The sequence below is a fragment of the Streptomyces sp. NBC_00536 genome, assembly GCF_036346295.1.
Lineage (GTDB): Bacteria > Actinomycetota > Actinomycetes > Streptomycetales > Streptomycetaceae > Streptomyces.
Map to the genome: position 1 here is coordinate 6310517 of NZ_CP107819.1, position 20424 is coordinate 6330940.

Here is a 20424-nt window from a genome sequence, read left to right on the forward strand (position 1 = left end):
GGCCCGAGGCACCGACAACGCCGACTCCGACCCAGGAGTGACCCGGGAACTTCTCCAGGGGCCGACGCGCTTGCATACAGTGACAGGTCTGACGGAATTCTCTACATCGCGATCGAAGGGACCACATGCCCATGGGTCACACGGCCACAGCTCAGGCCGGCTCCGGCGGCCTGACAGCGACCGAGCACCGCCTGGCCAACGGCCTGCGCGTGGTGCTCTCCGAGGACCACCTGACCCCGGTCGCCGCGGTCTGCCTGTGGTACGACGTCGGTTCGCGTCACGAAGTCAAGGGCCGCACCGGGCTGGCTCACCTCTTCGAGCACCTGATGTTCCAGGGTTCGAAGAGCGTGTCCGGGAACGGGCACTTCGAACTGGTGCAGGGCGCGGGCGGTTCGCTCAACGGCACCACCAGCTTCGAGCGCACCAACTATTTCGAGACGATGCCCACGCACCAGCTGGAACTCGCGCTGTGGCTGGAGGCGGACCGGATGGGATCGCTGCTGGCCGCCCTGGACGACGAGTCCATGGAGAACCAGCGCGACGTCGTCAAGAACGAGCGCCGCCAGCGCTACGACAACGTCCCCTACGGCACGGCGTTCGAGCGGCTGACCGCCCTCGCCTACCCCGAGGGCCACCCGTACCACCACACCCCGATCGGCTCGATGGCCGACCTGGACGCGGCCTCGCTGGAGGACGCGCGGACCTTCTTCCGCACGTACTACGCGCCCAACAACGCCGTCCTGTCGGTCGTCGGGGACATCGACCCCGAGCAAACGCTCGCCTGGGTCGAGAAGTACTTCGGCACCATCCCCGCGCACGACGGCAAGCAGCCGCCGCGCGACGGCTCGCTGCCCGACACCATGGGCGGCCAGCTGCGCGAGGAGATCGTCGAGCAGGTCCCGGCCCGCGCCCTGATGGCCGCCTACCGGCTCCCGCACGACGGCACCCGCGACTGCGACGCCGCCGACGTGGCCCTGACCATCCTGGGCGGCGGCGAGTCCTCCCGGCTCCACAACCGCCTGGTCCGCCGCGACCAGAGCGCCGTGGCGGCCGGGTTCGGCATGCTGCGCCTGGCCGGTGCCCCCTCGCTCGGCTGGCTGGACGTCAAGACCTCCGGCGGGGTCGAGGTGCCCGACATCGAGGCCGCCGTCGACGAGGAACTCGCGCGGTTCGCCGCCGAGGGCCCGACGGCCGAGGAGATGGAGCGCGCGCAGGCCCAGCTGGAGCGCGAATGGCTGGACCGGCTCAGCACCGTGGCCGGCCGCGCCGACGAACTGTGCCGCTTCGCGGTGCTCTTCGGCGACCCGCAGCTGGCGCTCACCGCCGTCGGCCGCGTCCTCGACATCACCGCCGAGGAGGTCCAGGCCGTGGCCGCGGCCCGGCTGCGCCCGGACAACCGCGCGGTGCTCGTCTACGAGCCGCTCGCGGCCGAGGACGCCGAGGACGCCGACGTAGCCGCCGAGAACGACGAGACCGAAGGGGCGGAGCAGTGAGCGACACCGCAGCCGTCACGATGACCTTCCACCCCCAGCCGCAGCCCGGCGAGGCCAAGCCGTGGGCGTTCCCCGCCCCCGAGCGCGGCGCGCTGGCGACCGGCCTGACCGTGCTGCGCTGCCACCGGCCCGGCCAGCAGGTGGTGGCCGTCGAGATCAACCTCGCGGCCCCGCTGGACGCCGAACCGGCCGGGCTGGACGGCGTGGCCACCGTCATGGCCCGCGCCCTGTCCGAGGGCACCGACAAGCACTCCGCCGAGGAGTTCTCGGCCGAGCTGGAGCGCTGCGGCGCCACCCTCGACGCGCACGCCGACCACCCCGGCATCCGGGTCTCCCTGGAGGTCCCGGCCTCCCGGCTGGCCAAGGCCCTGGGCCTGCTCGCCGAGGCGCTGCGCGCCCCCGCCTTCGCCGACAGCGAGGTGGACCGCCTGGTGCGCAACCGGCTCGACGAGATCCCGCACGAGCTGGCCAACCCGCAGCGCCGGGCCGCCAAGCAGCTCTCCCAGGAGCTGTTCCCGGCCACGCTGCGGATGTCCCGCCCGCGCCAGGGCACCGAGGAGACGGTGGCCCGGATCGACGCCACGGCCGTACGCGCCTTCTACGAGGCCCACGTGCGCCCCGCCACGGCCACCGCGGTGGTCGTCGGCGACCTGACCGGCATCGACCTGGACGCCGTGCTCGCGGACACCCTGGGCACCTGGACGGGCAACGCCGCCGAGCCGCTCCCGGTGCCGCCGGTCACCGCGGACGACACGGGCCGCGTGGTCATCGTGGACCGCCCGGGCGCGGTCCAGACGCAGTTGCTGATCGGGCGGATCGGCGCCGACCGGCACGACCGGGTCTGGGCGGCCCAGGTGCTGGGCACCTACTGCCTGGGCGGCACCCTGACCTCCCGTCTGGACAAGGTCCTGCGGGAGGAGAAGGGGTACACCTACGGCGTGCGCGCCTTCGGGCAGGTGCTGCGCTCCACCGCCGAGGGCACCGGCGCGTCCATGCTCGCGATCAGCGGTTCGGTGGACACCCCGAACACGGGCCCGGCGCTGGACGACCTCTGGAAGGTGCTCCGCACCCTCGCGGAGGGCGGCCTGACGGACGCCGAGCGGGACGTGGCGGTGCAGAACCTGGTGGGCGTGGCCCCGCTGAAGTTCGAGACGGCGGCGTCCGTCGCGGGCACGCTGGCCGACCAGGTCGAGCAGGGCCTGCGGGACGACTACCAGGCGCAGTTGTATGCGCAGCTGGCCGCGACGGGCACGGTGGAGGCCACCTCGGCTGTCGTCAACGCCTTCCCGGTGGACCGTCTGGTCACGGTGCTCGTCGGCGACGCCGCGCAGATCGAGGCGCCCGTGCGCGCGCTCGGGATCGGTGACGTGAGCGTCGTCGCCAACTGAGCGTGCGGAGGTCGTGCGTCGGGCGCGTGGCGCTCGCGCGTCGGGCGTGAACCGACGTGCGCGAAAGGGGTTTCGGTGGCTTGGCCACCGGAACCCCTTTTGTCCGTTTGGCGGAGAGGTTGCTTCTATGTCACGTGACGTAGGTAACAATGGGGCTCGTGTGTTTGGCGATTGACTGATGATCCGCCTAGCGTCGGGCGTGCTGTCCGTCAGTGGTAACCGCCGCAATCGCGGCACCGGACAGCGATCGCCGAGTCCCCGTCAGGCGCGAGCCTGGGGAGCCGGGGACCCACCGTCCCTGGGGTGAATCGGACCCGCCTCGCAAGAGGGGGCCCGTAGGAGACCTTCCTGCTCCGAACCCGTCAGCTAACCCGGTAGGCGAGAGGGAAGGAAAGGATCAGCCCCTTCATGGCGTTCGGCAGCTCTCGTGCCACCTCCGGCGGCAAGCACCGTGGTTCCAGCCGTCTGAGCCGGAAGACCGCAGGCGTCGCCGGTATAGCCGCCCTCGCCGCCACCGGCGTCGCGGCCACCCTCGCAGCCCCGGCCTTCGCCGCGGACAACCACCACAGCACTCCTCAGGACTCGGGCACGGGCGCCTTCGTCATCCCCGACACCCTCGCCGGTGACCTGGAGGCCCAGGCCGACGCGCAGCGCAACGCCGCCGACACCGCCGCCCTCAAGGTGCAGGCCGAGACCGAGGCGAAGACGAAGGCCGCCGAGGCCAGGCGGATGGCCGAGGCGAAGGCCAAGGCCGAGCGCGAGGCCAAGGAGCGCGCGGACCGTGAAGAGGAGCGCAAGCGCCTCAACGCCTTCGTGCTGCCGATCACCGGCTCCTACGTCAGCACCCAGTACGGTGCGGGCGGCGGCATGTGGTCCTCCGGCAGCCACACGGGCATCGACTTCCACGCCGACCAGGGCACCGTCGTCCACGCCGTGGGCGCGGGCGTCATCGTCGAGTCCGGCGACGGCGGCGCCTACGGCAACAACATCGTCATCAAGCACAACGACGGTACGTACACCCAGTACGGGCACCTGTCCCTGCTGAGCGTCTCCGTCGGCGAGCAGGTCACCGCGGGCCAGCAGATCGGCCTGTCGGGCAACACCGGCAACACCAGCGGTCCGCACCTGCACTTCGAGGCCCGTACCGGCCCGTCGTACGGCTCGGACATCGACCCGGTCGCCTACCTGCGCTCCAAGGGCGTCAGCATCTGATCTCCGCGGCACACAGACTTCCCGAAGGCCCCGGCTCACCGAGCCGGGGTCTTCGCGTTGTGCTCATTTCCGCCTGTCCTCGGAAAATATCGCGTGTTGCAATAGAGTCGCGGCAATGGAATCGGCGGAAACGACATTCAGCGGAGGTCCGGTCTTGCGAATTCCCGCGCACGCGGTTTGTACGGCGATCCGCGACGACATCGTCTCCGGGGTCTTCGGCCCGGGCGGCCGGCTCACCGAGGAGCTGCTCGCCCGCCGCTACGGAGTCTCCCGCGTCCCCGTCCGCGAGGCCCTGCGCACCCTGGAGTCCGAGGGCTTCGTCACCACCCGTCGGCACGCGGGCGCCTGTGTCGCCGAGCCGACCGCGCAGGAGGCGGCCGATCTCCTGGAGGTCCGGACACTGCTGGAGCCCCTCGCGGCGGCCCGCGCCGCCCGGCGGCGCAGCGAGGCGCACCTCAAAGTGCTGCGGGGGCTGGTCAGACTGGGCCAGGAACGGGCCAGGAGGGGCCAGGGGGAGGATCTGCGGGCGCTGGGGGGCTGGTTCCACGAGACGCTCACCCAGGCCTCGGACAGCCCCGGCCTGATCGCGCTGCTCACCCAGATGCGGCACAAGGTCGCCTGGATGTACGCCGTGGACGCCCCGGTGCGGCCGGTGGAGTCCTGGGCGGAGCACGGCGCGATCGTGGACGCGGTGGCCCGCGGCGACGCGGAGCGGGCCCGGGCGCTGACCGCTGCGCACGCGGAGCGCGCGGCGGGGGCGCACCGGCTGCGCGTGAGGACTTCGCAACCTGCCGTAAACATGGCGAGCGGCGGGCTTTAACAACACCCGTATACAAAGGACGGATATCGCTGCGGCCGGTGGCAATATCGGGACCCGGTCATATACCGCTGCGCGCACTCGCGATAAATGGCCCGGGGCGGGTGATAACCGGGAAAAGCAGCGGAGCCGTGGCCGCCGGTATTCGGGGGCCACGGCTCCGCCGTGTGTGGTGCGTGGGTGGTGCGTGGGCCGGACCCCCGGGGGCCCGACGGGTCAGACGGTCTCGGGAAGCTCTTCCAGACCCTCTTCGACCAGCTTCGCCAGGCGGTCCAGCGCGGCGTCCGCACCCTCGGCGTCGGACGCGAGGATGATCTGCTCGCCGCCCTGGGCGCCCAGGCCCAGAACCGCGAGCATGGACGCGGCGTTGACCGGGTTGCCGTCGGCCTTGGAGATCGTCACCGGGACGCCGGAAGCGGTGGTCGCCCGGACGAAGATCGAGGCGGGACGAGCGTGCAGGCCCTCGGCCCAGCCGACGTTGACGCGGCGCTCTGCCATGGTGATGCCCTTCAGGTTCTTACGGTTGTCTAGACCAGTCTCTCACGGCACTCCGAATGCTCCGGCCGACCTTCGGCCCCAATCCGCCTGCCGTTCGGCCCTCCCCAGCTTGCACTGGTTTGCCCCGGCTCGCCTAATGCGCCGCGCGCACGCGGCCCGGCCGATGCGCCCCCGGCGCGGCCCCGCCCGGCCTCCGCCCGCCGCCCGCCCGCCATCCGCCCAAGGCAGGCTCTAGGGTGGCCCCATGACCACCGCGTCGGACCCCTCGTACCCGGCCCACTGGGAAGCGGACGTCGTGCTGCGCGACGGCGGCACCGCCCGGATCCGCCCCATCACCACCGAGGACGCGGACCGCCTGGTCAGCTTCTACGAACAGGTCTCGGACGAGTCGAAGTACTACCGCTTCTTCGCCCCCTACCCCCGCCTGTCCGACAAGGACGTGCACCGCTTCACGCACCACGACTACGTGGACCGGGTCGGCCTCGCCGCGACGGTCGGCGGCGAGTTCATCGCGACCGTCCGCTACGACCGGATCGGCGCCGACGGCCGTCCCGCCTCCGGGTCCGCCGACGAGGCCGAGGTCGCCTTCCTCGTCCAGGACGCCCACCAGGGCCGCGGGGTCGCCTCCGCCCTCCTCGAACACATCGGCGCGGTCGCGCGCGAGCGCGGGATCCGCCGCTTCGCCGCCGAGGTCCTGCCCGCCAACGTCAAGATGATCAAGGTGTTCAAGGAGGTCGGCTACGAGCAGAAGCGCACCTTCGAGGACGGCTCGGTCCACCTCACCCTCGACCTCGAACCCACCGCAGAGTCGCTCGCCGTCCAGCGCGCCCGCGAACAGCGCGCCGAGGCCCGCTCCGTCCAGCGCCTGCTCGCCCCCCGCTCCGTCGCCGTCATCGGCGCCAGCCGCACCGGCACCGGCGTGGGCGCCGCCGCCCTGCGCAACCTCCGCGACAGCGGCTTCGACGGCGCGCTCTACGCCGTCAACCACGCCGTGACCTCCGACACCCTGCTCGGCGTACGGGCGTACCGCACGCTCGGCGCCATCGGCGAGCCGGTCGACCTCGCCGTCGTGGCGGTCCCCGCCGAGCGGGTCCCCCCGGTGGTCGCCGACTGCGGGGAGCACGGGGTCCAGGGCCTGGTGGTGCTCTCCGCGGGATACGGCGAGAGCGGTCCCACCGGACTCGAACGCCAGCGGGAACTGGTGCGCCAGGCCCGCACCTACGGCATGCGCATCGTCGGCCCCAACGCCTTCGGCGTGATCAACACCGCCCCCGGGGTCCGGCTCAACGCCTCGCTGGCGCCCGCGCCGACCCCCGAACCCGGGCGGATCGGCCTCTTCACCCAGTCCGGCGCCATCGGCATCGCCCTGCTCGCCGGGCTGCTGCGGCGCGGCGAGAGCCTGTCCTCCTTCGTCTCGGCGGGCAACCGGGCGGACGTCTCGGGCAACGACATCCTCCAGTACTGGTACGACGACCCGGCCACCGACGTCGCCCTGCTGTACCTCGAAACCCTGGGCAATCCGCGCAAGTTCACCCGCATCGCGCGGCGCACGGCGGCCGTGAAACCGGTGGTCGTGGTCAAGGGCGGCCGCCACAGCGGAGTCACCCCGGCGGGCCACGCGGTCCCCGGCACCCGGCTGCCCGACGCCACCGTCTCGGAACTGCTGCGCCAGGCCGGGGTCATCCGGGTGGACACGGTGACCGAGCTGATCGACGTCGGCCTGCTGCTCGGGTCCCAGCCGCTGCCGGGCGGGCCGCGGGTGGCGATCCTCGGGAACTCCGAGTCGTTGGGCGTGCTGACGTACGACGCCTGCCTGACCGAAGGGCTGCGGCCGTGGCCGCAGCTGGACCTCACGACGGAGGCGACCCCGGAGGACTTCCGGGCGGCGCTGGTGACGGCGCTGGCCGCCGACGCGAACGACGCGGTGATCGTCACCGCGATCCCGGCCGTCGGGCGCCAGGACCTGACGGAGGGGCTCGCGGTGGCCATCCGGGAGGCGGTGGCGGAAGTACCGGGCAAGCCGGTGGCCGTCGTCCACGTGGAACTGGGCGCCCTGGCCGAAGCCCTCTCCGCCGCCACAACCCGCCCCCCGACCCCGGGGACCGGCCCCTTCACCTCAACGCCCGGCCCGGCCGATCCCTCCGCCTCAAGCGCCGGCGAGGCTGATCTGTCGGCCTCGGGCCCGGCCGTGGCTGGGCCTTTCGCCTCAAGCGCCGGCGGGGCTGGATTCCCGGGCCCTGGCGCGGCCGAGCCGTCCGCCTCAAGCGCCGGCGGGGCTGGATTCCCGGGCCCTGGCGCGGCCGAGCCATCCGCCTCAAACGCCGGCGGGGCTGGATTCCCCGGCCCCGGCCCGGCCGATCCCTCCGCCTCAAGCGCCGGCGGGGCTGGTCTGTCGGCCTCGGGCCCGGCGGTGGCTGGGCCTTTCGCCTCAAACGCCGGCGGGGCTGGATTTCCCGCCCCTGGTGGGGCTGAGCCGTCCGCCTCAAGCGCTGGCGAGGCTGGATTCCTCGGCGAGGGTGGGGTCGGCCCTGGTGGGGCTCCGGCGGGGGCTGCCGACCCCGGGGCACATCCAGCCCGCCCGGCGTTTGAGGGCCCGCCGGAGGCAGGATCGGCCGGAACGGCCCCGCACCCGGCCACGGCGCACCCCGGCCCCCCGCCGCAGGCCAGCGTCCATCCCGGCCCCCCGCCGGAGGCAGGCTCGGCCGGACCGCACTCGGCCGGCGCCCACCCCGGCTCCCCGCCGCAGGCGGGCCCGGCCGGGGCGCGGCCCGGGGCGGCGGCGGGCGCGGCGGGGCAGGGGCGCGGCAGGGTGCCCGCGTACCCCGCGGCGGAGCGCGCCGTGCGCGCCCTGGCCGAGGCCGTCCGCTACGCGCACTGGCGCCGCGACACCGCCCACCCCGGCCGCGTGCCCGAGTTCGACGACATCGACGAGACCGGCGCGGCGGCCCAGCTCACCGGCCTCCTCGCGGGCAGCGACGGCGCCCTGACCCTGCCCGACGAGACGGCCAGGGAACTCCTCGCCCGCTACGGGATCCGCGTGCGCCCCACCCTCCCCGCGCCCACCCCCGACGCCGCCGCCGAGGCAGCCCGCACGCTCGGGTACCCGGTGGTCCTCAAGACCACCGCCCCGCACCTGCGCCACCGCGCGGACCTGGGCGGCGTACGGCTGGACCTGACCACCGAGGCGGAGTTGCGCCGGTCCTACGACGAGCTGACGGAGTCCCTCGGCAGTGCGGCCGAGCTGCTGCCGGTCGTCCAGGCCATGGCGCCGCGTGGGGTGGACACGGTCGTCAGGGCCGTGGTCGACCCCGGCGCGGGCGCCGTGCTCTCCTTCGGGCTCGCCGGGGTCGCCTCCGAACTCCTGGGCGACACCGCCCACCGGCTGGTCCCCGCGACCGACCGGGACGCCGCCGAACTGATCCGGTCCATCCGGACCGCTCCGCTCCTCTTCGGCTGGCGCGGCAGCGACCCCGTGGACACCCCGGCCCTCGAAGAACTGCTGCTGCGGCTGTCCCGGCTGGTCGACGACCACCCCGAGGTGGTGGCCGTCTCCCTGGAGCCCGTCGTGGTCGCCACCGAGGGCCTCTCGGTGCTCAGCGCCACCCTCCGCATCGCCCGTCCCCCCGCCCGCACCGACCTCGGACCGCGCACCCTTCCCAGTTACTAGGCCGGGCAGGCCGAGGTGCCCCGTACGGGCCTTAGGATGGACCTCATGGCGAAATCCGGTACGACGACCCAGGGGCTGCGCGCGGCGATCGAGCGCAGCGGCTACTACCCGGCCCTCGTGGCCGAGGCGGTGGAGGCCGCCGTGGGCGGCGAGCCGATCTCGTCGTACCTGGTCCACCAGGAGACCACCTTCGACTCCAACGAGGTCCGCCGGCACGTCACCGTCCTCGTCCTGACCGGCAACCGTTTCATCGTGAGCCACACCGACGAGCAGGCCGCCGACGCCGGGTCGCCGTCCCCGTACGCGACCACCTCGACCGAGTCGGTCAAGGTCGCCGGGATCTCCTCCGTGGTGCTCAGCCGCGTCGTCGCCAATCCGGAGTCCTACACTCCGGGCACCCTGCCCCGCGAGGTCGTCCTGACCATCGGCTGGGGCGCGGTCTCCCGGATCGACCTGGAGCCCGCCGCGTGCGGCGACCCGAACTGTGACTCCGACCACGGTTACACCGGCAATTCCACCGCCGACGACCTCAGCCTGCGGGTCAGCGAGGCGGGCGACGGCCCCGAGGCCGTGCGCCAGACCCTCGTCTTCGCGCAGGCGCTCAGCGAGGCCACCGCGGCCACGACCACCCAGGCCGCCCGCTGATGACGTATTCCGCACAGCAGAACTGGCAGGAGCCGGAACTGCTGGACCTCTCCGGCGCGCCCGTTCCGCAGTACGGCACCGGCTCCCTCGCCGATCTGCTGCCGACCCTCGCGGCGGGCCAGGGCGTCCCCGGTCTCACCGCGGGCATCGCCGAGCTGACCCCGGCCGACCGGAACTGCGTGTTCCTGATCGACGGGCTCGGCTGGGAGCAGATCAAGGCCCACCCGGCCGAGGCCCCGTTCCTGACCTCCCTGCTCGGCAGCTCGCGCGGCGGCACCGGCCGCCCCATCACCGCGGGCTTCCCGGCGACCACCGCCACCTCGCTGGCCTCCGTCGGCACCGGCCTGCCGCCCGCCCTGCACGGCCTGCCCGGCTACGCCGTCCGCAACCCGGCGAGCGGCGAGCTGATGAACCAGTTGCGCTGGAAGCCCTGGACCCAGCCGAAGACCTGGCAGCCCTACCCGACCGTCTTCCAGCTGGCCGACGCCGCCGGGGTCGCCACCTCGCAGGTGTCCTCCCCGGACTTCCAGCACACCCCGCTCACCAAGATCGCGCTGAGCGGCGGCAGCTTCCACGGCCGGATCACAGGCGAGGACCGGATGGACCTCGCGGCCCTGCGCCTCGCCGCCGGGGACCGCTCGCTCGTCTACACCTACTACAGCGAGCTGGACGGCGCCGGTCACCGCTTCGGCGTCGACTCCGACGCCTGGCGCGGCCAGCTGATGTACGTCGACCGGCTCGTCCAGCGCCTCGCCGAGCAGCTCCCGCCGCGCTCCGCGCTCTACGTCACCGCCGACCACGGCATGGTCGACATCCCCTTCGACGAGGACGCGCGGATCGACTTCGACGAGGACTGGGAGCTGGGCGCGGGCGTGGCCCTGCTGGGCGGCGAGGGCCGGGCCCGGCACGTGTACGCCGTCCCGGGCGCGCAGGCCGACGTACTCACCGTGTGGCGCGAGGTGCTCGGCGACCGGTTCTGGATCGCGAGCCGTGAGGAAGCGCTGGAACTCGGCTGGTTCGGGGCTCCCGGCGTCTGTGACGAGCGGGTGCTCGGCCGGATCGGGGACGTCGTCGCCGCCGCCCACGCGCAGGTCGCGATCACGGCCTCGCGGACCGAGCCGAACGAGTCCGCGCTCGCCGGCATGCACGGTTCGATGACCGCGGCCGAGCAGCTCGTCCCGCTGCTGGAGATCCGCTCCTCCTAGCGGCCCCCGCAGCCCCTCCCGTCCCGCCTCCTCCCCGCCTTCCCACCCCGAAAGGTCCCGTACTTCCCATGCCCGAGCTGGCGTTTTTCTCCGGAACCATGGACTGCGGGAAGAGCACGCTGGCGCTCCAGATCGCCCACAACCGCGACGCCCGGGGGCTCCAGGGCGTGATCTTCACCCGGGACGACCGGGCGGGCGAGGGCAAGCTGTCCTCGCGGCTGGGCCTGGTGACGGAGGCGGTCGAGGCACCGCAGGACATGGACCTGTACGCGTACCTGGTCGCCGTGATCTCCAAGGGCGGCCGGGCGGACTACGTGATCGTGGACGAGGCCCAGTTCCTGACCCCCGACCAGATCGACCAGCTCGCCCGGATCGTGGACGACCTCGGCCTGGACGTCTTCGCCTTCGGCATCACCACGGACTTCCGCACCAAGCTCTTCCCCGGCTCGCAGCGGCTGATCGAGCTGGCGGACCGGATCGAGCAGCTCCAGGTGGAGGCCCTGTGCTGGTGCGGGGCCCGCGCCACGCACAACGCCCGCACGGTGGGCGGGGAGATGGTCGTCGAAGGCGCCCAGGTGGTCGTCGGAGACGTGAACCGCCCCGCGGAGGAGATCGGCTACGAGGTCCTCTGCCGCCGCCACCACCGCCGCCGCATGACCTCGGCCGCCGCCCACGCGAGCCCCCTCTCCCCGGACGTCCTCCCGGTCAACCACGCCTGACCGTTCGGGCTCCTCAGGGGAGGGAGGGGGGAGTCGGCACGCCCAGGTGGCGCAGGGCCGAGCGGGCGGCGTGGTAGCCGCACATGCCGTGGACGCCGGGCCCCGGCGGGGTCGCGGCGGAGCACAGGAAGACTCCTGGTATTCCGGTGCTGTAGGGGTCCAGCGCGACGCGCGGGCGCCGCATCATCTGGGAGAGGGTGTTGGCGCCGGTGAGGATGTCGCCGCCGATGTAGTTGGCGTTGTACGCCTCCAGCTGTCCGGCGGACGTGGTCGCGCGGGCGACCACGCGCTCGCGCACCCCCGGCGCGAACCGCTCCAGCTGGCCGAGCACGGCTTCGGTGGCGTCGCCGGTGTAGCCGTGCGGGACGTGCGCGTAGGCCCAGAGGGGGTGGACGTCGCCTGCTGAACGGACCGGGTCGGCGAGGTACTGCTGCCCGACGAGGACGAAGGGGCGCTCCGGCATGCGGCCGCGCGCGACGGTCCGCTCGGCGTGGGCCACCTCCTCCAGCGTGCCGCCCAGGTGTACGGTCCCGGCGCGCCGGCAGGCCTCGTCGCGCCACGGCACCCCGCCCGCGACGGCCAGGTCGACCTTGAACGCCGCCGGCCCGTGGCTCCAGCGCGCGTAGGCGCACCGGGTGCGCGCGGGCAGCCGGTCGCCGCACAGCGCGAGAGCGGCACGCGGTGCCACGTTCAGCAACGTGACGCGGCTGGGCGGGAGTTCGGCGAGGGAGCGGATCCGTACGCCGGTCTCCACCGTGCCGCCGAGTTCGGTGAGGCGTGCCGCCAGGGCGTTGGTGACGGCCTGGGACCCGCCGTGTGCGACGGGCCAGCCGTGCCGGTGTCCGGCCGCGACGAGCATGAGGGCGATGGCGGCGCTGCCGGGCGCGGTCAGGGGCTGCAGCGCGTGCGCGGCCACACCGGCGAACAGGGCGCGGGCCCCGGGAGTGTGCCAGCGGTCCGCGACGGCGGTCGCGGCGCGCAGGGCGCGGAGCCCGAAGCGGGCCAGGGGGAGCGGGTGGCGGGGCAGGTGGAGCGGGGGGCCCATCAGCTCGGCGGCCAGGGCATCGTAGTCGTGCGCCAGCGGTGCGAAGAGCTGCCGCCACGCGTCGCCGTCCGCGCCGAGGCCGCGTACGGTCTCGTCCAGCGAACGCCGCAGCACCGCCGCGGGGCCCCGGTCGAGCGGATGGGCCAGGTCGATCTCGGGCCAGGCCCACGTCAGGCCGTGCCGCTCCAGCGCGAGCGAGCGCAGGAAGGGCGAGGCCACGGCCATGGGGTGGACGGCGGCACAGTGGTCGTGGAGCAGGCCGGGCAGGGTCAGCTCGCTGGTGCGGGTGCCGCCGCCGATGGTCTCGGCCGCCTCCAGCACGGTGACCGAGAGCCCGCGCTGGGCCAGGGCGACGGCGGCGGCCAGCCCGTTCGGGCCGGCCCCCACCACGATCGCGTCCAGGGCCGTCACGGGCGTCCACCGGTGCGCCGGAACCGCTGGAGGTAGGCGGGCGAGGGCGAACCGAGTCCGGTGGCGTAGTCGTAGCCGGGGCTCGCGTGCAGGCCGTAGTCGCGGCCCAGGGCGTACAGGACGTAGCGCTGCGTCTCGTCGTCCGAAGGCCCGTAGTCGCGCACGGCGGTGAGGGGGCCGGGGCCGGCCGCCGGCGGCTGGTCCGTGACGTCGCGGAAGGCGGCCGTGCCACCGAGGGAGTACAGCAGCGGGTTGGCGAAGCCGAGGGGGTGGCCGGTCTCCTGCTGGGCGTCCGCCTGCAGCGCGGCGAAGGCGGGGGCGGCGGCGGAGGTGCCGCCGAAGCCCACGAGCTGGAACGTTCCGGCGTCGGTCAGTCCGACCAGGACGGGCAGGGCGCCGTCGCCCTCCATGGACACGTCGGGGGTGGCCCTGCGGGCCGGCTTGCCCGCGGCCGGGGCGGGGACGCGGCCGTGCTGGTACCACGGCTCGGGGGAGTCGCCGAGCCCACCGCCGCCGCCGAAGGCGAAGACCCCGGGGACGGGGCCCCAGGCCCGCGCGGCGCCGGCGCCGGTGAGGACCGACAGCTCGTCGCCCATGCTGGTCTCCCAGGCGTAGTCGCCGTGCTCGTCCAGGGCCAGGGTGGTGCCTCCGACGGAGGTCACCCAGGGCGAGCCGCTGGGGAAGTCCGCCTGGGCCGCGGTGGTCTTCGCGTCGCAGTTGACTCCGGTCTCGGCCGCACCGGGAGAGGAATCGCCGCAGTCGCCAGCGGCGAAGTAGATGCCGATGCCTTCGGCGGCGGCCTGCTGGAACAGCAGGTTCCAGGCATTGACCAGGTCCGGCGTCAGATGTCCGGGCTCGGAATGGACGATCTCCGCCCAGGAGTTGGAGACGGAGTCGGCCAGATGCCCGTCGATGACGGCGGCCTCGGCATCCATCAGGTCGTCGTCCAGGCAGGAGTTGGCGCCGACGTAGAGCACGTCGGCGTCGGGCGCGAGGCCGTGGGCCATGTCCACGTCCAGGGCCTGCTCCCCGGCCCAGGACGCGGGCGGTGCGCAGGCGGGGCTCAGGTTCCAGTCCTTCGGCGTGACCTGCTGGCGGTACTGGCCCAGGCGGAACGGCCGGTCGCCGGTCGCCTTGGCGAACCGGTCCGCGTCGGCGGGCATGGTGGGGGAGCCGTACGCGTCCACGATGGCGATGGTGGCACCCTTGCCGGTCGCGCCGGCACCTCCCGCGCCGTAGGCCCGGCGGAGTTGCGCGGGGACGTACGGGCAGGGGGAGTAGGCCGTCGTCCTGCCGTACGCGGGGGGCAGGTCTGCGGCGGGCTTCTGCCCGAAGTGGTCGGAGCAGACGGCGGGCGCACCGGTGGGGGCGTCGGCGGGCGTACTGACGGGCCCGGTGGTGCGCGAGGACAGGGGGCGGACCGCCGCGGGCGCGGACAGTCCGGACACGGCGACGATGTCGGCGCCCAGGGCGCCCGGGACGCTCACGTCGCCGCTGGGAGCGCTGACCGTGCCCCGGGGGGTCCGGTAGCGGTGGACCGGGCTGCCGAGAGCCTGTTGTACGGCCTTCGCCGGGCCGGAGATCTCCAGGTAGTGCGGGGTGTCCCGGGTGACGGTGAGCCCGGCGCCGGTGAGCCAGCGGGCGAGGGCCCGGTGCTCTTGGGGGCTGAGGTCGAAACGCCGGCGGTACTGGTCGGGCGTCAGGAAGTGGCGGTAGGAGGGGCTGTGGGGGTCGCTGACGCCCTTGATGAATGCCGCCAGGCCGGCCGGGTCGCGGGAGTCGAGGTGCAAGCGCGCGGTGAGGCGTTCCTCGGCGGGGACCGGACCGGTGTCGGCCGAGGCGGTGGCGTAGCCGGGGTGCGAGCCGGGCAGGATGTGGCGCTGCTCGGCGGGGGAATCGGCGTGGGCGGCCGGTCCGGCGAGCGCGGTGCCCAGGAGCGCGGCGCAGACCGCGGCGGCGAGCGTGCGGGGCCGTATGCGGACGTGCGGGGACGACGGGGACACGAAATGCCCTTCTGGCAGGCGGACATGGCGGAAGCGTCCCGGACCGCGGGACGTGCGGGGGCCGTATGACACCGGGGTGGGAGGGGGGTCAGGTGCGCAGGACGCGCGCGCGGTGCAGCGTCCCGGAGATGCCGGTGAACCGGAGGTCGAGTCCGAGGCCGTCGCGTTCGGCGTGGATGTGCAGGTGCGGCTCGCTGGTGTTGCCGGAGTTGCCCACCTCGCCGAGCGGTTGACCGGCGCGCACCCGGTCGCCGACGGCCACCGTCACGCTGCCCGGTCGCAGATGCGCGAGTTTGACGACTTCACCGCCCGTGTCGATGAACACGTGGTTGCCGTACGGGGGTTCGTAGCGGATCGCGCCGGGCGTCTGGTCGGCGTAGTCGTCGGCGGCGGACACGACGTACCCGTCGCAGGGGGCGTACAGCCGCGCACCGTAGATCCGGTAGGCGTCCGGGGCGGAGCCCCCGTGGCGGCGGTCCCCCCGTGCTCCGATGGCGATGACGTCGAGCGCCCCGCGCTGTTCGGGCAGGGACAGGTGGTGGTTGAGGCCGCGGCCGCCGCCCTGGGCGATGAGCCAGGTCCCGTCGCGCAGCGGGAAGTGCAGGGGCGCGGACAGGGGCGCGCCCCAGCGGTGGCGGCGCGCCCGCATCAGGAACCAGGCGCAGCCCGCCACCAGGGCGAGGCCGCCCGCGAGCTCCGCGTCGGCCCGGCCCACGGGCAGGTGCGGCAGGCGCCAGGCGGAGGCGAGCGCGACGAGCGAGCCCGCCTCCAGGGCCCGGCGGATCCACCGGGGCAGCCGGGCCGGGGTGAAGAGCCCCTCCATGACCAGATAGGCGGCGCCCACGAGGAGTACGTCGGCGCACCAGGAGGTCACGGCCGGGGCGCTCCAGCACGCCGCGACCCGCAGCGACAGCAGCAGGCACCACACGGCCCAGCCCACGGCGCCGCGCACACCCGGCGGGACGCGCAGCCGGGCGGGCCGGTAGGGGCCGGGGGAGATGCGCAGGTGGGCGAGGTTCCCGTCGGCGTCCGCCCGGGCGAACGCGAGGGCCCGGCCGGCCGTTCCCCCGATCACCAGCCCGTCCGGGCCGTCGGTGACGCCGGTGAACTCGCCGGCGTGTTCCCGGGTCGCCGCGACGATCCCGCGCAGCCGCTCGTGGCCGACGGCGGCCACGACGCGCGGCGCCAGCCGTGGCCACTGTCCGGGGTCGGCGAGAAGGAACCGTTCGAGTGCGCGGGCCGCGTCGGCGTGCTCCGGGCCGGGATCAGGCATCGGCGCCGCTGCCGTGGGTCTGGAGCAAGCTCACTGCCGGGTCCGAGACGGGTGCGGGCCCGGACGGCCCGGACGGCCCGGACGGCCCGGACGGCGCGGCCGCCCGGCCGCGCCGGACGAAGCGCGAAGCGAGGCCGCTGACACGGGTCTTGAGGGACAGGTAGTCCTCGTCGCGCAGGCAGGTGCAGTCCGCGCCGATCATCAGCAGGCCGAAGCACACCAGTCCCATGAGGGCCATGATGCCCAGGTGCATGCCTTCCAGCGCCAAGGCGTTGGCTTTCCGTACCCAGCCGCGGGCGGACAGGATCGCGAAGGGGAGGGCCAGCTCGATGAAGATGGTGAAGTAACTGACGGCGGTGGTGACGTACGCGTTGGTCATCAGGTGCGCGTAGGCCGGCCACACCTGAAAGCCCGTGAGCCGACTGATGTAGTACATGGCCACACCGTCCTGCCACATCTTCCCGGTGATCTTCCAGTACCCGGCCGCGAAATAGAGGACCGCCGTCTGGAAGACGATCAGATAGGCCGCCAGGTTGTGCAGGACCGTGGGCAGGGAAGGCCCCGTTTCCTTCTGGAACCGCTCACGGCGTCGTTTCGCGCCGGGTGCGAAATAGGCATTGGATACCGTGAACACCATGAAGATGATGAGGATCTGCGCGAGGTTGTCGCCGCCTTCGAGCACATCCTGGTTCCGGTTGTGCAAGGACCACATGAGTACGGCCTGAAGCAGGGTGAGTGCCCTGCCGCCGTACACCATGTAGACGGCGGACATCAGGATGGTGCCGTGGAACACGATCTCGAACCATACCGTGGAATGACTGAAGAAATAGAGGGAGAAACTCCCGTGGGACAGCGCGGCCTGCGCGGTCTCGATCGAGTTGTAGGAGTCGGGGCCCCACAGGAACCGCCGGTTTCCGTAGTCGGAGAGGCAGTACATGACGGTCGCGAGACCGATCACGATCCGCAGCAGCGCTATCCCGATCAGCCGGTGCTTGCGGCCCGCCAGTCGCAGCAGTCCGGCGTCGAGCCGGGCCATGCCGGACATCGCCCATGCGTGCATCAGCGGGCCACCCCCGGAACGTAGTCCATCCAGGAGGTCTCGAGAATGGACTTGACCGGCTGGTCGGGCTTTGGACTCGCATAGCGTTGGGAAAAGGGAACCATGGCCTTGTTCTTGAACGTGGCCTGAACCGAGACGATCCGCGCCTGCGGATACATCGAGTCGGCCTGGGTGGACAGGAACCGCTGGATCTCTTTGAATTCCGATGTGTACTGCTGGTCCAGGAGGTCCTGTGCCTGCTTGCGATCGGCCTCGGGGAGGTTCTTGAAGTTCGTCACCGCGGTGGCGTAGCGGTTGGCCGCCGCGTCGAAGGCCAGCGGCAGACCGGGGAGCTTCGTCGGGTTGAGCGGGAATTCGCGCGGGGTCCGGTCGATGGCGTCCTCGATTTCCACGGGACTCGTCTCCACGACGGCGTCCGACCCGGCGGGTTTCATGCGCACGGTCATGTAGATCAGGTCGTTGTTGCTGCCCGGGGTGGGTCCGAAGAGCTGCCAGTCCTGCCAGAAATAGGGCTGGAGGGCCTTGGTGGCCATGCCCTGCACGCGGGATTTGACCGGCGAGTCGGGCGCGTTGTAGGCGAGGCAGGCGACCGTGTACAGCGCCACCGGCACCAGTGCCAGCGCGGTGCAGACGCGCAGTCGGGCCGTGATCGCGCGCTCGGGCGCCGGTGCCGGGCCGCCACCGGTGCTCCTGGGGGCCCGCCCGAAGGCTTTCATGGTGGGGACACCTCCGTTCCATGTCGGGGTTCTTGACGCGGTGAGGGTGCCCGACGGCGCGGGGGACGCCGCCGGGCACGTCTTCAGGTGGTGCCGTGCAGGGTGCCGGGCCCGGTGTGAAGGGCCCGGCACACCGGATCAGTTGGCGTCGTACTGAACGTCGCCCGGGATGACCCCGTGCGCGCCCTTCGGGCTGATGGCGGGACCGCCGCTGGAGGAGGACGAGGACTCGCTGGACGAGGACCTGACCTTCGTCGTGACCTTCACGGCGGCCTCGGTGGCCTTGACCGCGGTGGCGGCGACCACGCTCTGGGCGACGGCGTGCCAGAACTGCGGCTGCACGCCGTCGTTGACTACGGTCGCGGTGGCGACGGACTGCTGCGCCGCCGCCTTCTGCACGGGCAGCGAGGTGGCCGACGCGCTGGCCGAGCCGAGGCCGACGGCCCCGGTCGCGGCAATGGCGGTGACGACGGCTCCTGCGATGAAACGCTTGGCGTTCACTGTGCTCGCCTTCTGTATGTAATTGATGTGTGTGGGATGGATCCGGACATGGGGAATCCCGGCCCGGAACATGAAAAGACCGCTCGAATCGATTCGCTCGCGAAACGGTGCGCTGTGCACGCGGCTCCATGGCTGACGTGCAAGCGGTGAGGTGAAATCCGGAAGAGGGGTCAGCTCTTCCGACGGAAAGAAACGCCGGTTCCCCCTCGCGGATGCCGCGGGAAGGTCGGGAATCTGCAGGTTTCCCTTCCCCCGTTGTGCGGCATCCCCGGGTCGATACCCGATGAATGCGGCTGGGGCGCCTTTCCTGAAAAGTAACCTAGCAGGATGATCAATAGCGAGGCAATCGGGATCGCGGTCACGGAGAGTGGCGGCTGCCCGGATCCTCAGGTGGACCTCAGATTCATTAAATTTTCTTTACCTGTACGTGACGGCGCCGCCCTCGAACCCCGGAGATTCAAGCGGAATCTTTACATCCACCAGGGAATCTTTACCGGCGTAAAGGGTTCGGAGTCGCCGTTCCCCCACCTGACCCAAAGGGGAGTCACGATGTGTCATCACCCTTCGAGCCATGGGGACTTGAGGATCCGTGAGGCGTGCGCCGCCGAGTCGTACCGGTAGCCCGGAGCGCCGCCCGCAGGGGCAGGAATGGCCCATCCGGCGCGTGATAGTGTCCAGAATTGGTGGCCCGGCGCAGACCAGCCAGGCCTCCTGGGGGAATCCAGGCGGCCCGGTGTCGTCGGATCGCCCTCGGCAATTCAAGCGCGTCGGCGAGGGGTGCATGCGTAAAGGTGAGCACTCGCCAACCTGTGCCAGGAGCTGCCGGCGCGGCTTCTGCTTTATCCGCACACCAAGCCCGGACTCGCCGGACCGCCGGTTCTGAGGGTTCGGGGTCTTTTCACATCGGGGGATGAGAAGGATCGTGTATTTTCGCGTTCTTGGAGCACTTGCAGTAGAGACCGATGACGGGACGCCGCACACGCCGCAGGCGTTGAAACTCCGGACCCTGTTAGCCCTGTTGTGCCTGAACGACGGCCGCCCGCTGTCCGCGGCGCAGCTCATCGACGGCCTCTGGTCGGGTACGCCGCCACGCACCGCGTCCACCGCGCTTCAGGTCTATGTTTCCCGGCTCCGCAAACATCTGGCGGGTGCGGGCTTCGGCGCTTCCGGGCTGCTGACCCGGCCGCCCGGTTACATGATGGAACTGGCCCCGCTCACCCTGGACCTCCACAGATTCGAATCGCTGTGCCTGCGGGCCGCGGAGGCGCGGACGGCGGGCCGGCTGGAGGAGGCCTCGCGGCTGCTCTCCCAGGCGCTCGGGCTGTGGTCCGGCCCCGCCCTGGCGGACCTGCGCACCGTTCCGCTCCTGCAGAGCCTGGGCCACCAACTGGACGAGAAGCGGTCGGCGGCCCTGGAGGAACGGGCCGAGACGGAACTGCTCCTGGGGCGGCACAAGCCGCTGATCGGCGAGCTCTACGGGCTGATCGACGAACAGCCGATGCGGGAGACCTTCCACGGTCTGCTGATGCTCGCGCTGTACCGCAGCGGCCGACCGGCCGAAGCCCTGATGATCTACAACCGCATCCGGCGCGTCCTCATCGACGAGATCGGCATCGAACCGGGCCCCAGACTACGGCAGTTGCAGCAGTCGGTCCTGTCGCGGGACGCCGACCTCGAAGAGCACACCCTCGCCCACCTCGCCTGCTGAACGGCCACTTTCCCGGCTGACGCGGCCCTACGGCCCTACGACCCCTCCGGCCCCGCGACGCGC

The 20424-nt window shown here is 72.6% G+C and carries 16 protein-coding genes and 1 riboswitch; of the genes, 9 read left to right on the forward strand and 7 right to left on the reverse strand.

What is annotated here, in order from left to right; all coding sequences use genetic code 11:
* Window positions 1-131 precede the first annotated feature (131 nt).
* The 4 genes from OHS33_RS27505 (at window position 132) to OHS33_RS27520 (ending at window position 4913) form a co-directional block, all read left to right on the forward strand.
* Window positions 132-1493: a M16 family metallopeptidase gene (locus OHS33_RS27505; protein ID WP_330333083.1), complete on the forward strand. Its 1362-nt coding sequence runs from the start codon at window positions 132-134 to the stop codon at window positions 1491-1493.
* 20 nt (window positions 1494-1513) lie between these two features.
* Window positions 1514-2881 (forward strand): M16 family metallopeptidase, encoded by a 1368-nt coding sequence (locus tag OHS33_RS27510; RefSeq protein ID WP_330335232.1) that lies wholly within the window; start codon window positions 1514-1516, stop codon window positions 2879-2881.
* Between the two features lie 238 nt (window positions 2882-3119).
* Window positions 3120-3277: riboswitch (cyclic di-AMP (ydaO/yuaA leader) on the forward strand.
* Window positions 3278-3289: 12 nt separating this feature from the next.
* Window positions 3290-4093 (forward strand): M23 family metallopeptidase, encoded by an 804-nt coding sequence (locus OHS33_RS27515; protein WP_330333084.1) that lies wholly within the window; start codon window positions 3290-3292, stop codon window positions 4091-4093.
* Between the two features lie 154 nt (window positions 4094-4247).
* Window positions 4248-4913 (forward strand): GntR family transcriptional regulator, encoded by a 666-nt coding sequence (locus tag OHS33_RS27520; protein WP_330333085.1) that lies wholly within the window; start codon window positions 4248-4250, stop codon window positions 4911-4913.
* A gap of 213 nt (window positions 4914-5126) precedes the next feature.
* On the opposite strand, the gene OHS33_RS27525 is transcribed toward OHS33_RS27520, so the two are convergent.
* Window positions 5127-5408 (reverse strand): HPr family phosphocarrier protein, encoded by a 282-nt coding sequence (locus tag OHS33_RS27525; protein ID WP_330333086.1) that lies wholly within the window; start codon window positions 5406-5408, stop codon window positions 5127-5129.
* Window positions 5409-5652: 244 nt separating this feature from the next.
* Between OHS33_RS27525 and OHS33_RS27530 the strand changes: the two genes are divergently transcribed.
* From OHS33_RS27530 to OHS33_RS27545, 4 genes are all read left to right on the forward strand, one after another.
* Window positions 5653-9075 (forward strand): GNAT family N-acetyltransferase, encoded by a 3423-nt coding sequence (locus tag OHS33_RS27530; RefSeq protein WP_330333087.1) that lies wholly within the window; start codon window positions 5653-5655, stop codon window positions 9073-9075.
* A gap of 45 nt (window positions 9076-9120) precedes the next feature.
* Window positions 9121-9720 (forward strand): DUF5998 family protein, encoded by a 600-nt coding sequence (locus OHS33_RS27535; protein WP_330333088.1) that lies wholly within the window; start codon window positions 9121-9123, stop codon window positions 9718-9720.
* Entirely contained in the window at window positions 9720-10925 is a 1206-nt protein-coding gene (locus tag OHS33_RS27540; RefSeq protein WP_330333089.1) for an alkaline phosphatase family protein, read from the forward strand. Before OHS33_RS27535 ends, OHS33_RS27540 begins: the two co-directional genes overlap by 1 nt.
* 68 nt (window positions 10926-10993) lie before the next feature.
* Window positions 10994-11644 (forward strand): thymidine kinase, encoded by a 651-nt coding sequence (locus OHS33_RS27545; RefSeq protein ID WP_330333090.1) that lies wholly within the window; start codon window positions 10994-10996, stop codon window positions 11642-11644.
* Window positions 11645-11657: 13 nt separating this feature from the next.
* Here the strand turns inward: OHS33_RS27545 and OHS33_RS27550 are convergent, their stop codons facing one another.
* From OHS33_RS27550 to OHS33_RS27575, 6 genes are all read right to left on the reverse strand, one after another.
* Window positions 11658-13100, reverse strand: a complete 1443-nt coding sequence (locus OHS33_RS27550; protein ID WP_330333091.1) for a phytoene desaturase family protein — start codon at window positions 13098-13100, stop codon at window positions 11658-11660.
* Entirely contained in the window at window positions 13097-15103 is a 2007-nt protein-coding gene (locus OHS33_RS27555; RefSeq protein ID WP_330333092.1) for a S53 family peptidase, read from the reverse strand. Before OHS33_RS27555 ends, OHS33_RS27550 begins: the two co-directional genes overlap by 4 nt.
* An 88-nt stretch (window positions 15104-15191) precedes the next feature.
* The gene (locus OHS33_RS27560; protein WP_330333093.1) at window positions 15192-16376 is read right to left on the reverse strand and encodes a M23 family metallopeptidase; all 1185 of its coding nucleotides are present in this window, start codon (window positions 16374-16376) and stop codon (window positions 15192-15194) included.
* Window positions 16369-17436 (reverse strand): hypothetical protein, encoded by a 1068-nt coding sequence (locus OHS33_RS27565; RefSeq protein ID WP_330333094.1) that lies wholly within the window; start codon window positions 17434-17436, stop codon window positions 16369-16371. The genes OHS33_RS27560 and OHS33_RS27565 overlap by 8 nt, the downstream gene beginning before the upstream one ends.
* Window positions 17436-18152, reverse strand: a complete 717-nt coding sequence (locus tag OHS33_RS27570; protein WP_330333095.1) for a DUF5819 family protein — start codon at window positions 18150-18152, stop codon at window positions 17436-17438. The genes OHS33_RS27565 and OHS33_RS27570 overlap by 1 nt, the downstream gene beginning before the upstream one ends.
* A 138-nt stretch (window positions 18153-18290) precedes the next feature.
* Complete coding sequence (locus OHS33_RS27575; RefSeq protein ID WP_330333096.1) at window positions 18291-18653, reverse strand: hypothetical protein; 363 nt, start codon at window positions 18651-18653, stop codon at window positions 18291-18293.
* Between the two features lie 910 nt (window positions 18654-19563).
* Here OHS33_RS27575 and OHS33_RS27580 point away from each other — a divergent pair.
* Entirely contained in the window at window positions 19564-20361 is a 798-nt protein-coding gene (locus tag OHS33_RS27580) for an AfsR/SARP family transcriptional regulator (RefSeq protein ID WP_330333097.1), read from the forward strand.
* Window positions 20362-20424 lie beyond the last annotated feature (63 nt).

Coding starts and splice junctions, on each gene's coding strand:
- OHS33_RS27505 (WP_330333083.1), top strand. CDS start 132: ATGGGTCACACGGCCACAGCTCAGGCCGGCTCCGGCGGCCTGACAGCG.
- OHS33_RS27510 (WP_330335232.1), top strand. CDS start 1,514: ATGACCTTCCACCCCCAGCCGCAGCCCGGCGAGGCCAAGCCGTGGGCG.
- OHS33_RS27515 (WP_330333084.1), top strand. CDS start 3,290: ATGGCGTTCGGCAGCTCTCGTGCCACCTCCGGCGGCAAGCACCGTGGT.
- OHS33_RS27525 (WP_330333086.1), bottom strand. CDS start 5,408: ATGGCAGAGCGCCGCGTCAACGTCGGCTGGGCCGAGGGCCTGCACGCT.
- OHS33_RS27530 (WP_330333087.1), top strand. CDS start 5,653: ATGACCACCGCGTCGGACCCCTCGTACCCGGCCCACTGGGAAGCGGAC.
- OHS33_RS27535 (WP_330333088.1), top strand. CDS start 9,121: ATGGCGAAATCCGGTACGACGACCCAGGGGCTGCGCGCGGCGATCGAG.
- OHS33_RS27540 (WP_330333089.1), top strand. CDS start 9,720: ATGACGTATTCCGCACAGCAGAACTGGCAGGAGCCGGAACTGCTGGAC.
- OHS33_RS27545 (WP_330333090.1), top strand. CDS start 10,994: ATGCCCGAGCTGGCGTTTTTCTCCGGAACCATGGACTGCGGGAAGAGC.
- OHS33_RS27560 (WP_330333093.1), bottom strand. CDS start 16,376: ATGCCTGATCCCGGCCCGGAGCACGCCGACGCGGCCCGCGCACTCGAA.
- OHS33_RS27565 (WP_330333094.1), bottom strand. CDS start 17,436: ATGCACGCATGGGCGATGTCCGGCATGGCCCGGCTCGACGCCGGACTG.
- OHS33_RS27570 (WP_330333095.1), bottom strand. CDS start 18,152: ATGAAAGCCTTCGGGCGGGCCCCCAGGAGCACCGGTGGCGGCCCGGCA.
- OHS33_RS27580 (WP_330333097.1), top strand. CDS start 19,564: ATGAGAAGGATCGTGTATTTTCGCGTTCTTGGAGCACTTGCAGTAGAG.